The organism is Paenibacillus sp. FSL H8-0168, from assembly GCF_038592955.1.
In the GTDB taxonomy this organism is placed as follows: Bacteria; Bacillota; Bacilli; order Paenibacillales; family Paenibacillaceae; genus Paenibacillus; species Paenibacillus polymyxa_B.
Genome location: NZ_CP151948.1, coordinates 1746046 through 1762596 on the forward strand (window position 1 = coordinate 1746046; position 16551 = coordinate 1762596).

At 40.0% G+C, this 16551-nt stretch carries 11 protein-coding genes and 3 pseudogenes; 13 read left to right on the forward strand and 1 reads right to left on the reverse strand.

What is annotated here, in order from left to right:
• The first annotated feature begins 24 nt into the window (after positions 1–24).
• The 4 genes from MHI21_RS08065 (at position 25) to MHI21_RS08080 (ending at position 5566) form a co-directional block, all read left to right on the forward strand.
• A complete protein-coding gene (locus MHI21_RS08065) occupies positions 25–522 on the forward strand; it encodes a MarR family transcriptional regulator (protein ID WP_342419783.1) in 498 nt (165 codons plus the stop codon).
• Positions 523–1151: 629 nt separating this feature from the next.
• A complete protein-coding gene (locus MHI21_RS08070; protein WP_342419784.1) occupies positions 1152–2228 on the forward strand; it encodes a dsDNA nuclease domain-containing protein in 1077 nt (358 codons plus the stop codon).
• Positions 2209–3888 (forward strand): hypothetical protein, encoded by a 1680-nt coding sequence (locus MHI21_RS08075; protein WP_342419785.1) that lies wholly within the window; start codon positions 2209–2211, stop codon positions 3886–3888. Before MHI21_RS08070 ends, MHI21_RS08075 begins: the two co-directional genes overlap by 20 nt.
• Positions 3889–4597: 709 nt before the next feature.
• Positions 4598–5566 (forward strand): LacI family DNA-binding transcriptional regulator, encoded by a 969-nt coding sequence (locus MHI21_RS08080; protein ID WP_341161890.1) that lies wholly within the window; start codon positions 4598–4600, stop codon positions 5564–5566.
• A 216-nt stretch (positions 5567–5782) separates the two neighbouring features.
• Here the strand turns inward: MHI21_RS08080 and rpoN are convergent, their stop codons facing one another.
• Positions 5783–7165, reverse strand: a complete 1383-nt coding sequence (rpoN, locus tag MHI21_RS08085) for an RNA polymerase factor sigma-54 (protein ID WP_342419786.1) — start codon at positions 7163–7165, stop codon at positions 5783–5785.
• A gap of 274 nt (positions 7166–7439) precedes the next feature.
• Between rpoN and MHI21_RS08090 the strand changes: the two genes are divergently transcribed.
• From MHI21_RS08090 to MHI21_RS08130, 9 genes and pseudogenes are all read left to right on the forward strand, one after another.
• Positions 7440–8261, forward strand: a complete 822-nt coding sequence (locus tag MHI21_RS08090; protein WP_342419787.1) for a Cof-type HAD-IIB family hydrolase — start codon at positions 7440–7442, stop codon at positions 8259–8261.
• Between the two features lie 49 nt (positions 8262–8310).
• Positions 8311–11091 (forward strand): sigma 54-interacting transcriptional regulator, encoded by a 2781-nt coding sequence (locus MHI21_RS08095; RefSeq protein ID WP_341161887.1) that lies wholly within the window; start codon positions 8311–8313, stop codon positions 11089–11091.
• Positions 11092–11291: 200 nt separating this feature from the next.
• On the forward strand, positions 11292–11711 hold the full coding sequence (locus tag MHI21_RS08100; protein ID WP_013309476.1) for a mannose/fructose/sorbose PTS transporter subunit IIA: 420 nt from the start codon (positions 11292–11294) through the stop codon (positions 11709–11711).
• Position 11712: 1 nt separating this feature from the next.
• Entirely contained in the window at positions 11713–12195 is a 483-nt protein-coding gene (locus tag MHI21_RS08105; RefSeq protein WP_160790381.1) for a mannose/fructose/sorbose PTS transporter subunit IIB, read from the forward strand.
• A gap of 39 nt (positions 12196–12234) precedes the next feature.
• Positions 12235–13005 (forward strand): PTS mannose/fructose/sorbose transporter subunit IIC, encoded by a 771-nt coding sequence (locus tag MHI21_RS08110; protein ID WP_023988666.1) that lies wholly within the window; start codon positions 12235–12237, stop codon positions 13003–13005.
• Positions 13006–13033: 28 nt separating this feature from the next.
• Positions 13034–13858 carry a PTS mannose transporter subunit IID gene (manZ, locus tag MHI21_RS08115; protein ID WP_209942266.1) on the forward strand — a complete coding sequence of 275 codons (825 nt, stop codon included), beginning with the start codon at positions 13034–13036 and terminating at the stop codon, positions 13856–13858.
• A gap of 272 nt (positions 13859–14130) precedes the next feature.
• Positions 14131–14659 (forward strand): annotated as a pseudogene (locus tag MHI21_RS08120) (PTS sugar transporter subunit IIC); the annotation flags it as partial.
• Positions 14660–14785: 126 nt separating this feature from the next.
• Positions 14786–14911 (forward strand): annotated as a pseudogene (locus MHI21_RS08125) (PTS system mannose/fructose/sorbose family transporter subunit IID); the annotation flags it as partial.
• Between the two features lie 125 nt (positions 14912–15036).
• Positions 15037–16083, forward strand: a pseudogene (locus MHI21_RS08130) (glycoside hydrolase family 32 protein); the annotation flags it as partial.
• Between the last annotated feature and the right edge of the window lie 468 nt (positions 16084–16551).

Below are 16551 nucleotides of genomic sequence, written 5' to 3' on the forward strand. Positions count from 1 at the left end.
CCATACCATTTCACAAAAAGTGAAATGTTTGCTATCATACTAAGAATAGAGGATAAATACACGGGGATAAACTGTTGGGATTGGTTGGTGTGTCTATTGTTTAATATAGAGGATTGCCTTGCTTTTGTTACAAACCGTAGTGGGAAAGTCTTTGCAGAAGCGTTGGAGAAAGAATTTCGACCCTACCACATCACCAGGAGTCAATGGATCGCTATGTATTACATCTATATTCATGAATCCATTACCCAGCGGGAACTAGCAGAAAAAATGTCGATTAAAGAACCGAGCGTAGTCCGTTTGCTTCAAAAACTGGAATTCGATGGGTTTTTATATCGCTCCGCTACTAATGCAGATAAACGAGTCAAGCAGTTAGAACTGTCCGATAAGGGCGTAAAGGTATGTCTTGATTTAATGCCAATTGCCGAGAAGTTCAAAAATGATACAATCGCAGGTATCTCCAAGGACGATCTTGAGACATTCAAACATGTGTTGAGTATTATGGTTGAAAATACAATAAAATAGCGAAAATGATCTGACTTCGTTTTTGTAATAATAAAGTTAAAACAAATCCTTACATGTCGAAGGAAAAGAAAATGGTCGCTTAAAAAGTCGCTATATTGGTATTATTCTTTCAAGTTAGAGAACGTAAAAAAAGACATCTGTTAAGACGATCTGAAACGTGGGACTGATCCTATAGCATAAGACAAATTAAAACACCTTCAAGAAAATGCTCCCATGTCGTAAGATGTGGTGGACAACTTTGGAGGTGTTTTTGCGTTGGCAACAGGAGTGAGCTATCCCTTGAAAGTAAGGATGAAAGCCATCGAAGTGAGACTGGCAGGTACACCGGTATGAGAGCTCATGAAGAAGCTCTGCATCCGAAATAAAACGCAATTAAAAACTTAGATTGTTCATTTCGCGGAACATCAGTTACCCAAGTACTAAATTGAGGAATTTTTTCATGATTTACTTCAAGGGCAACATAATAATGAGAAGAACAATCTTATAATAACTAGATTAATATTAAATTGATGAAATATTAGGAATGATTGTAGAATGATAAATTTATTATTTATTCCAAATATAATTGTTATTTGAAAATTTGTTGGTATAGTAGTGGTAGAAGTGATTTCCAAGTAGGAGGAATTTAATTGTCTATTATAGAAAGCTATATGAATTCGCCTTATGATTTATCTGGTTCAATGTCTAAAAATAGATTTAGAAATGAAATACTCTGGGGCCTAAAAAGGATATTAGAGTTATATAAACTCGATAAAAAATTTACAGTAGTTTTTGATTATAAATGCGATGTTGAAGTCCATTTAGAGGATGGCTTTGAGTTCTACCAATTAAAGACTCAAAATGATAATGGGTCATATACTGTAAGGAAACTTATAGGCAAAAACAAAAATGGAGATTCTGTGTTAGGCAAATTATATATCCTAAAATTCAATGAAAAAGGTGAAGAGCAAGATGAGATAAAGGTGGCTGTAGTTTCTAATGCTCCACTATCAGCTGGAAAAAAAGTACATACCGATAGTGAAGCTCTTGCATTAGGTAGTATCGATAGTGATGTTTTAAATGATATTAGAATAAATTTGACAAAGGAGTTGACAGCCTCCGAAGAAGTTAAACTTTTGAATACATACTTCATTAGAACTAGTATAGATTTGATTAATCCAGAGAAAACATTGATTGGTGAGTTAGCACTTTTTTTCGAAGAAACTTTTGGTACTGAACCTAAGAAGATCAATTCACTATACAGAGTTCTATCTTCTGAAATATTTAATAAAGCTTGTTATGAGTTGACACTTGAAACGTATGAGGAAATATTAAGTAAAAAAGGCATTGAAAAATCAGAACTTTCAAATGTTTTGAATCAGTATGTTGACAAAACAGATATGGCTTTAACCAAAGCTACAGTTTATATAGAAGAAAATTACAAAGATAACTTTAAAAGTAGATTTAAAATGAAAAGAGCGCTCAATAGTGTACTTATTAATTTAACAAGAGATAAGATTTTGAGGGGGATAGAGCTTGAAATCGTAAAATTCTTGACAATTAATTTGGACAATTTATCTGATAATGATTTGGAATTAATTGATAAAATCGGTGTCTCTTTAGAATATCTTAAACCAATTGAAACTAGCGACGAAGAATTTAGAGTTCTCATTTTATTAACTTTGAAACGGTATGAGGAGGGCGTTTATGAAAGATCTAACTATTAATAGTCTATTCATATTCGAATACAAAAACAAACTTGCCAAAAGAGTTGATTTTAAACGTGGCATTAATGTTGTTACCTCCAGTAAAGAGAATGGTAATGATGTGGGGAAGTCGGTTTTACTTAAAAGTATTTATCATACTTTAGGAGCGGATAGTTTTTTTGATGGCATGTGGAAAGAAAACGATAAATCTTTTCTAGTCAAAATTACTGTAGTTAATTATGAATATTATATTTATAGAAAAGCAAATATGTTCAAAATTTTTGACGGTAATTTAGTGAATTTATATAATACTATAAATAGAATAGAATTAGCGGAATTTTTAGGGGAATTATATGGCTTTGTTATTAAGCTACCCAATAGAAAAGAGGAAGAGTTAGAAATAACGCCTCCCGTATTCAGTTATATACTAAACTATGTGGATCAAGACCATATGAATGGGACTAAGTTTTCATCATTCAAAGGTTTAGCTCAATATCCGGATTTTAAGGAAAATATAATTTATAACCATTTAGGGATTTTTAATGATGAATATTTTACTGTTGTAAAAGAAAATGAACGATTGAAGAAGGAAGCTAAGTTACTAAAAGATGAAAAACTGGTAATTGAAAATATGCTAATTAGAGTAAAAATATATTTAGAAGGAATGGATGCTCCAACTGATCTAAAAGCTCTAACCATAGAATTGAATAGAAAGAAAAGTGAATATAACAATATTGTTTCAAAATTAAAAAAAGTGAAAAATAGTCTTGTTAAGATAAGAAACGAACAACTTGATATACAAATAAGTATGGAGGAACTTCTAGATAAAAGTAGTGAAGATCAAAAATTATTTAAAAAAATTCATAATAATGAATGTCCCGTTTGTAATCAGGAAATTAGCAGTACAGAATTGAAAATTACCACCAGTAGTCGTTTGGAAGATTTTTATATAATGAGAGATGAACTGGAATCATTAATGCTTGAAGTAAATAGAAAATTAAGTATTAAAGAAAATGAATACAGAGATCTTTTAAATGTTCTCAAGCATTATGAAAATCAATTAAATATTAATGATTCCGAAGTTTCTGATTCGATAAAGCATATGGGGTACATTGAAACACAAGACAACTTAATTTTAGAATTAGGAGGAATTGAGGATAAAATTAATTGGAATGAATTTGAATTAAATGAAAATAATAAAAAACTTAAACGTTATAATGACAAGAAGAAAAAGGCTAATTTATTATATGAGCAATATATGACTGAGTCTAAACAGAAATACGGACTAGAAGAAATCAACGAGGAAAAATTAAAGAATATTCGGTTGAATTATGAGGCCCGTGGGAGTAATAAAGCAATCTCAACAATAATATGGTATTTAAACTTATTGAAAATAAAAAGTGAACTCAATGAAAATGTTTTGAGATTTCCCCTCATTCTTGATAGTCCTAACAATGTTGAGTCTGACGACAGCAAAGAAGAGGCTTTATTTGAATTTATATTTAATAATAGACCTGAAAATTCGCAATTGATACTATCAACATTAGGATTTAACCAAGGAAATTATACGGATTTCGTAGTAGACAATGTAATTGAACTTTCAAATGAGAAATATTGTTTACTAAATCATAAAGATTACTTTGATAACGAGCAAATCATAAGGGAAATTCATGACCTATAAAAAAAGTGTCAAATTGTTTTTTCAATTTGACACTTTTTTATATTGGATAGGATAATGAGTCGTGTATCCTAAATTGCAAAAGATCTGTAAAGACTTATGTGTAGGTTCATTTTCGAATGGAACTCCTCCGAATAATATTATTTATTTTTAGTGTAGTGATTGCCAACTAGTTTTGGGCATGGAGATGGCGAATTGAGATAAGCATTTCCCCTCAATTTTAGACGTGTAAGTTTCGAATTAAGGCGCAACAGATAAATGACATTTTACAATACATTCTATATAAGAAGTGACAAATGATAATACAGAAAGTGTCATTTTCATAGTACAGAAAGTGGCGTTTATAGGCTGTATTAATGACAAAACTAATTACAGCCGACAGGGAGAATGTTTATTTTATTGCTTTTTAGAACTTGACCCTATGATCTCTATAGTAAAAAGAAACTTGCAGTCTATTATGCACTACAAGCATCCACGATCTGATTTATGAAGAATTATTCAAACTACCGATGTTATTATGGAAGGACATTTCAGTACAAGGATCGTGCAGTAGAGGACAAGGACGTATACCTAATGGAATCCGCGCTGGTGCTTCAGCCCGGTAAGGAAGATAAAGAGCTTCAGCGAAAAAAGAGCATCAACAAAATTGAAACGTTTCCATCTTAGTGTTATTATAATTTTCATAAAGAGAGATAGGGGGAGGGAGATGCCGATGCCAAGTATTAAAGATGTAGCTAGCTTAGCTGGCGTAGCTGTAGGAACTGTATCCCGAGTTATTAACAACTCGGGCTCTGTAAAACCAGATACACGCAGAAAAGTGGAGGAAGCTATACAAGAACTGAATTATTTTCCTAATGAAGTCGCTCGAAATTTCAAGATGAGGAAATCCAAGATGGTAGCCTTGCTGCTTCCAAGTATCTGGCATCCTTTTTTTTCTGAACTGGCTTATTACATTGAGGATGAGTTGGATCGGGAAGGCTTTAAGCTCATGTTGTGTAATAGCGGCGGCAAGCCCGAAAAAGAACTGTATTATCTGGATATGCTACGGCAAAACAAAGTGGCTGGTATTGTCGGCATTACTTACAATGATATAGAAAATAGCGTAAGCAACGACATTCCGATTGTAAGTATTGATAGGCACTTCAACAAAAAAATTACTTGTGTGACCTCCGATAATTATGAGGGAGGGCGTCTGGCTTTGAGGGAGCTTGTTAAAGTGGGAGCCCAGAAGCCGGCTTTTATGGGAAGTGTCACTTCCGTTTTCAGTGAAACCATGAATCGGAGAAAAGGTTTCATTCATGAGGCGCAAACATTGGGAGTCGATTATGTAATCTACGAGAAGCCCGACCCTATAGTGGACGACGATGCCTATTTTAACGAGTTCCTAAATGAGCATCGCGATGTGGACGGCATTTTTGCTATTACCGATATGTTAGCCGCCAACTATATAGAAAGAGCACGCAGGGAGGGCATTCGCGTTCCAGAGGATGTAAAGGTTATCGGCTACGACGGGATTCAGGACCATCCTTATTTTCATCCGATATTGTCTACAATCAGGCAGCCAGTGGAGGAGATGGCACGTATGACAATCAGACTGCTTTATAAGAAAATCGAAGGTGAAACTTTAGATCAGCAAGTGTATCATCTCCCCGTTGTCTTCAAGCAAGGCGAAACTACATGATTTTATTGTAAAAATATTAGCTCATTCGGTCGATTCATAGTATGGATCTACTAACTGATGTTTTTCTCACAGCAAATTGGAAGCGTTTCAAAAGTGAAAACATCCTAGTTCAAGTAAGGGGGTGGAATGGTGAATTCAAGAACTAGCGAGTCGGATCAAGATCAAGCCAAATCGAAAAATATGGAACCGGATCAAACGCGACTATTCCTTAAACATTTAAACTTCAAACTTTTTTCTTTTGGCAGAAGAAAGATATCTCAGTTCTTCCCGATATTTCGCCACAGTTCTGCGTGATAGATGCAAACCTTCCTTTCCCAGCAGGGTAGTAATAGCCTGATCCGATAACGGTTTTTGCTTGTCCTCATCATCTATCAAATTTTTGATACGCTTTTTTGCACTCTCCGATGAAGCAGCATCTCCGTCCGCTGACGTCAAGGAGGAAGTAAAGAAGAATTTGAGCTCGAACAATCCACGAGGCGTCTGTATAAATTTATTACTGACCGCCCTGCTGACCGTGGATTCGTGTAAGCCCGTCTTATCGGCAATCTCCTTTTGGGTAATTGGTTTGAGGAAATACACGCCATGCTCAAAAAAATCCTGCTGCTTTTCCACAATGGCCTTGGCAACCCGTAGAAGGGTCAGCCGACGTTGTTTCAGGCTATTGATCAGCCATTTTGCCGTATTCATCTTCTCATGGATAAAACGTTTGGTTTCACTATTCGGTAGATCCTGCATCATTTGCCGGTAAAAAGGGTTGATTTCAACCCGCGGCGCACTAATGTCATTTATCAGGACAAGATATTCCCCGTTGGCTTTTTCGACCGTGATATCTGCTATGATGTATTGCTGCTCTTTATGAGCAAATGCTGCGCCCGGGCATGGATTTAGCTTGCGAATTCGATCGGCCATCTGTATAACCTCTTGCCTATCGATTTCAAGAGCATCCGCAATTTTTTGTATCCGATTGTTCGCCAGATCGGCCAGATGGTTGCTTACCATTCTGACTATGCATTCATCATCCATGCCAGCAAGCTGGAGCTGGAGAAGAAGACATTCTTCCAAGCTGTAAGAGGCGATCCCCGGTGGATCAAAACTCTGTATCACCAAGAGCATATCCTCAATTTCGGCTATGGGAACGTCCAATAGTGAGGCGACCGTTGGAACATCAAGTTCTAAATATCCCATTTCGTTCAAATTGCCAATGAGGTACCGTGCCACCATACGCTGTGAATTTGTAAGCCCACATACCAGTCCAAGCTGCCTGTTCAGATGTTCAAACAGGGTATCATTCGGATTGGGGACAAAATCCAGAAATGTAACGGGGTTTGCTCGCTGGACCGACGGATATTTTTCTCCGCCACGATAATGTTCAAGCAGATCTCCTTGATCTTTCTGTGAAAACCGCTCTGTTTCTTCTTTGATACTGCCTATGGACATATTAAACTCCGGCAAATCAATGACTGGATTATTGTTCGCCTGTTCATGCAGAAAGGATATTAAATCAGCCGAAGAATATTGCAAGATCGTGATTGCTTGTCGCAATTCGGGCGTCATAACCAGCTTGAATCCTTGTTCCTGTTGTAATCCATATCGTATCATTGACTTATTCAAACTCCTTTTCCATGCATTTCCGGTACAAATTCACAGTCAGTCATTTATGAAAGATCTACTTCTCTAAGCCTATGCAATTCTCCTGCCTAGATATTAACGTTACCGAGTAATTTTATCTGATAGAAACGATTCATAAACAAGCCAAAGCTTGTCGTAATAAGTAACAGTTATTATGTGTGTTGTATTTTTGGTTATATACGCTATCTTTCTTGTATACTCATTCATTGAATAACAAAATACACTGGAGCTGGAGGAATCATTTATGGAAACTTATAAAATTGTCTGCATCGATATTGACGGGACGCTGCTTAACTCGGCGCATCAAATCACGGAAGCAACCAAAGAAACCATTCTCCAGGTTATAAATGATAAGCAGATTCCAGTGGTTCTTGTCTCTGCGCGAATGCCAAAAGCAATTATTCCATTGCAGAATCATCTTGGTATTTCTGAGCCTCTCATATGCTACAGTGGGGCACTTGTTATAGATAAACACGGGAACAAGCTGAACACCCGTTATATAGATAAGAAAATGACACAGCGTTTGCTTGACAGCCTGGCTGCCTATGATCTTCACGTAAGCCTGTATAAGGATGATGAGTGGTATATTGAGCAATTGGATGCATGGGCGCTTCAAGAACGTGACATCACCAATATCGAGCCTCGCATTTATAGTTTTTCTAAGCTTACCAATGGTTGGAGGGAAGAGACTGATGGAACCAGTAAAATTTTGTGCATGGGTGATCCCGAAGAGATCAAACGCGTCCTTCAAGTATTGCGACCCGTATACGGCGAAGAAGTAAATCTCTACTTATCCAAGCCTACTTATCTGAAAATCATGTCAAAAAAGGCTTCCAAAACGGCAGCCATTCAAATTCTGCTAAAAGAGTACCAACTGAAACAAAGCGATTGTCTGGCTATGGGTGACAACTACAATGATATCGACATGTTGGCCTTTGCGGGACTTGGCATTGCCATGGAAAATGCTCCCCTTGAGGTCAAAGCTGCTGCCAACACCGTTACTCTCTCGAATGACGAGGATGGAGTAGCTCATGCGCTGAAAAACCATATTCTGTTCCCTAAATAAGCAGGTTGAAATCAATTTCCAATGACTGATTCAGGCTGGAGGAATACAGGTGAAAAGAATAGATAAGATTTTAGAGTATATTGCCGAAAGCACCAAGAAAATTTCCAAAGAGGCTTTATTTGCGGGGGAAGGGATTACGGCTGCGGAAATTGCTGATGATCAAAAGATGTTGAGAAACAATGTGAGCAAAGAGTTGAATAATCTGCTACGTGACGATCTAATCCTTAAAATCAAAGGAAGACCGGTCAGATTTCTGCATAAGCAGATTATCGAGGACACCTTTCGGGTTCGGCTGAAAGAGAAACAAATTGAGGTCAAAAGCATCAAAGAGGTATTGCTGCCTGACGAACAGGTCGATCCGTTCCATGCCTTGATCGGTTTCAGGGGCAGCATGCGTAACCAGGTTGAGCAGGGGAAGGCAGCGATTCTGTATCCTCCTAGAGGTCTGCATACCCTGATAGTCGGGCAGACGGGTGTTGGAAAAACTATGTTTGCCAGGTTGATGTACCATTATGGCAAGTATATGAAGCGGTTTTCAGAGGATGCGCCATTTATCGTTTTTAACTGCGCTGATTATTTCAATAATCCCCACTTGCTACTTTCCCACATCTTTGGTCACGTTAAAGGGGCGTTTACAGGCGCTGATCATGAAAAAGCAGGGCTGGTGGAGAAAGCTGACGGAGGCATCCTGTTTTTGGATGAGATTCACCGTTTACCCCCGGAAGGCCAGGAAATGATTTTCTATTTCATGGATACTCATACCTATAACAAATTGGGCGAAACGGATCGAAAAAGAGACGCGAGTGTGTTATTGATTGGAGCTACGACGGAGGATCCCGGATCATCCATGCTGAAAACCTTCATTAGGCGCATACCCATCACAATCAATATCCCTTCCCTTCAGGAACGTGCTATTGAGGAGCAATTGCTGATTTTGAAGCATTTGTTTGCTAACGAGGCCAATAGGGTAAACAAGCCGATCAGGATTGAACCAGAGGTAGTAAGAGCACTGATCGGCAGCGTCACCTACGGCAATATCGGCCAGTTAAAGTCGAACATCCAGCTGGTATGCGCTAAAGGGTTTTTAAACAGCATACATGAAAACAAAGAAGAAATAGGACTTGATTTTAAAAACCTGCCGGGAAATATCCGAGATGGTTTGTTTAATATTGATAAAACGCAATATAAGATGAAGGAAATCGGATGTATTTCCTCGTGCCTATACATTACTCCAGAAGGAAGAAAAGCTTTGGATGAAGAGGTTGTTTCCGAGCTGCCGTTTAACCTTTACAAACTAATTGAAGACAAGATTGGCATGCTGAAGGAAGAAGGGCTCGACGACGCCTACATCCACAGATTTATTGCTACGGATGTCAATATCCATATTAAAAGCTTTTATAACCGTTTTTATAAAACCAAGGGGAGCAGGGAACGAATTCTGAAAATTGTGGACAAAGACATCCTTGAATTCTCCGAGCAGATTAAGGAAATGGCCAAAAAGGTACTAAACCGAATTTACAGCGAGAGATTCGTGTATGCTTTCAGTCTTCATTTAAGCGCCTTTTTCAAGCGCACCAGAGAGAAAAAATACGGTCATGCACGAATCTATGAACCGATGAATGAACATGATGAAGAGTACAGACTGGCCCAGACTATCAAAAGTTTGATCGAGTCTAAGTTTGGTGTACATGTACCGGAGGCCGAAATAACTTATATGGCGATTCTTCTGAAATCTGTTGAGGAAGAACGACAGGGTAGTGTGGGAATTATAGTGGCAGCACACGGTACCAGTACAGCGAGCAGCATCGTCGGCGTCGTAGACAGCTTGCTGGGCAGTTCTAATCTTTGTGCTGTTGATATGCCCCTCGATGTCAGTCCTAGGGAAATTTTGGAGCTTATTATCGATAAAGTAAAGAGCATTGACCGTGGTAGAGGCGTGTTGCTGCTGGTTGATATGGGCTCTTTGCTCAATCTTGAAGAAACTATTATGGAACGTGTTGGAATCAATGTAAAGACTATTGATATGGTTTCAACTCCGCTCACGCTGGAGGCTGTCCGAAAGGCCAGTGTTTTTGACATGGGGATAGAGGAGATATACCAATCGCTAAAGGATTTCAGGGGATATAACAATAGCAGCGCCGCAGTGAAAGTAGTTCATAAGGCAATTGTGACGGTTTGCTCCTCCGGCAAAGGTGCAGCGGTCAAATTGAAAGAGTTTGTAGAGAAAGTTGTCTGCGATTTGACGGATGAGGAGATACTGGTTGTCCCGGCAAACGTAAGAGAGTTGGATAAAGTGGTCCAGGATATGCGGTCTAAGCGAACAATTCTTGCCGTGATTGGAGTAAAACGGCCAAGCGAGCCGGAAATCCCGTTTATTCCCTTGGAAAAGCTGATTGAAGCGAGCGGTGAGCAGACATTGAGAGAGCTACTGCTGAATAACAAGCAGATCCCTGCTGTGGATCAAAGTGTAGTCGTCAGGGAGTTATGCGAGGAAAGTCTGAAAGAATTTATGACGTATTTGAATCCCCACAAAATTCTGGGAATGGTGATGAGATTTGTGCAAGAGCTGGAACTTGGATTAGAAGTCAAATTTGATTATGCAACAAAAGTCCAAATTTCTACTCACACAGCTTATGCGCTGGAACGTATGGTTATTCGCGATGGACTTGTTTATCAGGGGGAAGTGAAACAGCTCGACCAGCACATATTCGAGGTGGTAAACCGTTCATGCAGCATATTTGTTTCTGGTATGAATCTTATACTTTCTGAAGACGAAAAATATTATATTTGCGAAATGTTGAGCGAAGTATATAACTTTATTCCACAGTAATGGTCAAAGAGTATAAAACGCTTTCATATGTGTATGAAAGCAGTGGAGATTGATAAATAATGATCTGTTCAGACTGGAAAAAAACCTCCGACGCAACGGGGGTTTTTTTGTTGTTTACAAAATTTCCTCTGATCTATACAGAAGTTTGGCACAGAACTTGCATCATAGATATGTGGAGAGAAACAAAGGGGGTGAGACAGATGATCGGTGTAATTGTTGGGACACACGGGAAATTTTCTGAAGAAATACTGAGGTCAACAGAAATGGTTTTCGGCCAATTGGATAATGTGGCAGGTGTTACGTTTGAACCAGGTGAAAGTGTCAGCGGACTTGTAGAGAAATATAAGGCTGCGTTGGCATCGCTGGATTGGACGGACGGTGTTATCTTCCTTGTTGATCTATTCGGCGGCAGTCCTTATAATGCTGCCAGCCGAATTGCAGTTAACCATGAAAAAATGGATATTGTGACAGGAGTAAACCTGCCAATGATCGTTGACCTTCTTGCAAACAGAGGAATTGAACAAGTGGAGAATTTGGTAAATTTAGCGATCCATGCAGGGCACGATTCCATGATGTCTTTTCGTGCCATTCGAAACAGTCAATTAGAGGAGGAATTATAGAATGGAAATTGCATTAGTTCGTATTGATGACCGTCTGATTCACGGTCAGGTGGCGACCGTTTGGGTGAAAGAAGCGAAGTGCAATAAGATTATCGCCGTTAGCGATGAAGTCGCAGCGGATACATTACGCAAAACCTTATTGCTTCAGGTGTCGCCGCCTGGAATTAAGGCGTATGTCGTAACGATTAACAAAGCGATAGAGGCTTATAATAACCCCAAATACAGTGATTTTAAAACATTGTTTCTCTTTACCAACCCTACGGATGTACTGCGGGTTGTGGAAGGGGGAGTACCCATCCGCTCGGTGAATGTTGGAGGAATGTGTTTTAAGGAAGGAAAGACACAGATTACTGGGGCGGTATCCGTAAACCAACAGGATGTAGATGCATTTCGTAAGCTGCATGAAAAAGGCATTGAGCTGGAAATCAGAAAAGTAGCCAGTGATCCGAAAATCAACTTGATTACCAAACTGCAGGATATGTGATCGTAAATACCAGGCGGCAACTAGAGAGGAGTTATAGAAATGACTGTTTTTCAAATTGTGATGGTAACACTGGTAGCGGCCATATGTGGCATGGGTAGCGTCCTAGATGAAGGGCAAACCCATCGTCCTCTGATTGCGTGTACGTTGATTGGCCTTGTCCTTGGCGATCTCAAAACTGGCATTATACTTGGCGGTACTCTGGAATTAATGGCTTTGGGATGGATGAATGTAGGAGCATCCATGGCACCAGACGCTGCTCTAGCCAGCGTGGTTTCAACCATTTTGGTCATCGTCGGCCATCAATCGATCGGCGCCGGAATTGCCGTTGCGATTCCAATTGCAGCCGCCGGACAAGTGCTTACCATTTTTGTCAGGACGATTACTGTCTTCTTCCAGCATTTAGCTGATAAGTATGCGGAATCTGCAAATTTCAAAGGAATTGAGCTATGTCACTTTATTGCCTTACTTTTGCAAGGTCTGCGCGTTGCTTTGCCCGCTGTTTTGGTGGCAGTTGCCGCAGAAACGGGCCTGGTGACTGCTATGCTTAACGCAATTCCGGAGGTTATCACCAGAGGACTACAAATTGCGGGCGGCTTTATCGTAGTCGTAGGGTATGCGATGGTCATTAATATGATGGCAGCCAAATACCTGATGCCATTCTTCTTTCTGGGCTTTGTCATTGCAGCTTTTACCAGCATTAATCTGGTTGGTTTTGGGGTCATTGGCGCGGTTCTGGCTCTGCTTTACATCCAGTTGAGCCCAAAATACAACCAGCGTAATGAGAAGATGGAAGAAATTGAAGAGTTATAGTAACTACCTGAAGGGAGAGGAGAGCACTATGAAAGAAAAGAAGCTGACTAAAAGTGATTTAAATAAGATGTTTGTCCGTTCATGCTTCCTGTTAGGCTCGTTCAATTTTGAGCGAATGCAGTCGATCGGTTTCTGTGTCACCTTGATCCCTGCGATTAAGCGGCTGTACAGCAAGAAAGAAGATCAAAAAGAGGCATTGAAAAGACATCTGGAATTTTTCAACACTCAACCGTTTATCTCGGCGCCTATTATGGGTGTAACGGCTGCGATGGAAGAGCAGAAAGCGAGCGGCCAGCCGATTGACAATGCCACCATAAGTGGAGTCAAAGTCGGTTTAATGGGACCTCTTGCGGGAGTGGGTGACCCCATTTACTGGGGGACTTTACGCCCGGTTCTGGCTGCACTCGGAGCCTCAATCGCCTTATCCGGCAGCCTTGTCGGACCGATTCTTTTCTTCCTTCTCTTTAACACTGCACGCTTGGCAACGAAATGGTACGGTCTGAAATACGGTTATCACAAAGGTACGGAGATTGTTTCCGATATGTCGGGAAACCGGTTGCAAAAACTCACGGAGTCAGCCTCCATACTGGGGCTTTTCGTTATGGGTGCACTTGTTTCCAAATGGACTACCCTGAATGTGCCGCTGGTGGTATCAAGATATGTGGGAACGGATGGGAAAGAGGTTATTACGACCGTTCAGATGATTTTGGATCAATTGATGCCCGGACTTTTACCACTATTATTGACATTTTTATGTATGAGGCTACTGAAAAAGAAAGTGAACGCAATCGCTCTGATTTTTGCTTTATTCGCAGTAGGCATTATTGGGTACGCATTTGGTGTTTTGGCTTAAAACGTGCCGGTCAGGGAGTCATCCTTGGCCGGACTTCGTCGGATTTTTGTGACCAAAACAGCGTAAATATAAACGCTTTGTCAAGAACATTACTTGGAGTTCAAAATATTAAAAGAGGATGTGAAAGATGGTGAAGAGGAAGTTAAGTATGCTGCTTATTTGCAGTGGGCTATACCATCTAATGAGACAGACAATATCCCCGAAAACACAGTGAAATCAGGAATAAAGGCTAAGTGAATACAAAATTATCAGTTCATAATTAATCTACGTGTGGTACGCTGGAATTGATGGCTTTAGGTTGGATGAATGTGGGGGCGTCAATGGCTCTGGATGCTGCTTTGGCAAGTGTTAACGATTTTTGTAAGAACGATTACCGTATTCTTTCAACATTAGGCGGATAAATATGCCGAGTCAGCAAATTTTAAAGGCATTGAATTATGTCACTTTATAGCTCTCCTTCTTCAGGGGTTACGCGTTGCTCTTCCTGCCGTATTGGTAGCAATTGCGGCAGAAACTGGCTTGGTTACAGAACTGCTTAATGCAATTCCTGAAGTCGTTACAAGAGGGCTGCAAATTGCAGGCGGATTCATCGTCGTTGTAGGGTATACGATGGTGATAAACATGATGTCGGCCAAATATCTTATGCCCTTCTTCTTCCGGGGATTTGTCATTGCCGCTTTCACGAACATCAATCTAGTTGGTTTTGGGATCGTAGGAACTGTGCTGGCTCTGCTATACATCCAGCTCAGTTCGAAATACAATCTGCGGAACGATAAAACGGCGGAAATTGAAGAGCTATAAGAAAATATTTTATGAAAGAAGGAGAGTACATATGGAAGAAAAGAAGATGACCAAAAACGACTTAAACAAAATATTTGTACGTTCTTGGTTCCTTAATTCCGACGATTAAGCGGCTGTACAGTAAGGTTACTACCGTTCTTACTGACCTTCCTTTGCATGAGACTGCTTAAAAAGAAAGTGAACGCCATGGCTCTCATTTTTGCGCTATTCGCAATTGGTATTATTGGATACGCTCTCGGTGTCTTGGCTTGAATAATTCTTAAAACTATTTGGTCAAGGAGTTATCCATCACCGGGGATAGGCTTTCATTATGAGGCGTTTTGAACTGATTTATAAAATTAGTTATAAAGGGAGTGAACAAGATGAGGAGTAGAAATATGAATCGGATTTGTTCTTTAGCACTTAGTATCATCTTATTATTATCTTTAACTTCATTCACGAAAGCGTTTGCATCAGATCCAGGATATTATCAGGAAACGTACCGCAATCAATTTCATTTTTCTCCCGAGGCCAACTGGTTGAACGATCCCAATGGAATGGTTTATTACAAGGGTGAATATCATTTATTTTACCAAAATTATCCATATGGAACGACATGGGGACCGATGCATTGGGGGCATGCAGTGAGTAGAGACCTTGTTCATTGGGAACATCTACCTGTTGCACTTTCTCCTGATATCCACGGACAGATTTTTTCCGGAAGCACTGTAATCGACTGGGGAAATACAGCCGGCTTTGGAAAGGAAGCAATGGTAGCCATCTTTACCCATGCAGGTGATAAGGGTCAGGTTCAAAGCATTGCTTACAGCTTGGATAAAGGGAGAACATGGAAAAAGTATGAAGGGAATCCGGTAATGCCTGAACCTCCCGCCGCCGATTGGCGCGATCCCAAAGTATTTTGGCATGAACAATCCAATCAGTGGGTGATGTCGTTAGTTGCTAACAATAAGGTGATGTTCTATACTTCTCCCAATTTAAAAAATTGGACTTATGCCAGTGAATTTGGTCCAGATGGTGGAATACAGGCCAATAGTCTGGATTCCACTTCTTACGCGATTTCCTCACAAGAAGGTGGATCATTCAACTATGAGGGCGACATTACCCTTAATGCAAAAAATGGCCGGGAAGGATCAGGAGGACTGGTTTTTCGTTCTGATAAGCGTGCGGCCAACGGCTATGTAGTCAATCTAGATGCCAAAAATGATCGCGTAACTTTAACCAAAAATAGGAATGGAGAAAGCATTGAACTTGGGGCCAGTTCTTTGCGCTTGGATACTTCATCTACCTATCATTTACAAATTGTAACGGATAGACATCACATTCAGGTTTTTGTAAACAACCAATCGGTTATCGAACAAACGGATGATGAATTTGTATACGGCTACTATGGGTTAACCGCATGGAATTCAACAGCCTCTTTTCGAAATGTGAAATTCAATAATACATCAAACTTTGTGACCAATTTGTCAAAATGGACTGCTGTAAGCGGTTCCTGGGAAGACACCGTGAAAGGAATGACCGGGACTTCCGCGGTGAATTCATATGTAATGAGCGGGCAAGCCGGGGAAAACTTTCGATATCAGGCGAACATTGAATTATCGGATGGCGGAGATGAAATCGGCTCACTTGTTTTTCGGGCAGATGCCGAGGTGAGAAATGGATATATGGCGAGCCTCGACGCTCACAACGATAAAATAAAATTGATGAAGCTTGAGGACGGGAAGCAATCAGTCCTAGCCGAGGCCACTGTATCTCTCGCTACGTATACGAATTACCCTTTAGAGGTGAGGACCTATGGAGAGAATATAAAAGTATATTTAGATGGTAAACTTACTCAGGATGTAAATGATTCTACCTTTTCCTCCGGCGTTTTCGGCTTGCATTTGGCGAAT

Coding starts and splice junctions, on each gene's coding strand:
- MHI21_RS08100 (WP_013309476.1), top strand. CDS start 11,292: ATGATCGGTGTAATTGTTGGGACACACGGGAAATTTTCTGAAGAAATA.
- MHI21_RS08105 (WP_160790381.1), top strand. CDS start 11,713: ATGGAAATTGCATTAGTTCGTATTGATGACCGTCTGATTCACGGTCAG.
- MHI21_RS08075 (WP_342419785.1), top strand. CDS start 2,209: ATGAAAGATCTAACTATTAATAGTCTATTCATATTCGAATACAAAAAC.
- MHI21_RS08080 (WP_341161890.1), top strand. CDS start 4,598: ATGCCAAGTATTAAAGATGTAGCTAGCTTAGCTGGCGTAGCTGTAGGA.
- MHI21_RS08110 (WP_023988666.1), top strand. CDS start 12,235: ATGACTGTTTTTCAAATTGTGATGGTAACACTGGTAGCGGCCATATGT.
- rpoN (WP_342419786.1), bottom strand. CDS start 7,165: ATGATACGATATGGATTACAACAGGAACAAGGATTCAAGCTGGTTATG.
- MHI21_RS08065 (WP_342419783.1), top strand. CDS start 25: ATGTTTGCTATCATACTAAGAATAGAGGATAAATACACGGGGATAAAC.
- MHI21_RS08090 (WP_342419787.1), top strand. CDS start 7,440: ATGGAAACTTATAAAATTGTCTGCATCGATATTGACGGGACGCTGCTT.
- manZ (WP_209942266.1), top strand. CDS start 13,034: ATGAAAGAAAAGAAGCTGACTAAAAGTGATTTAAATAAGATGTTTGTC.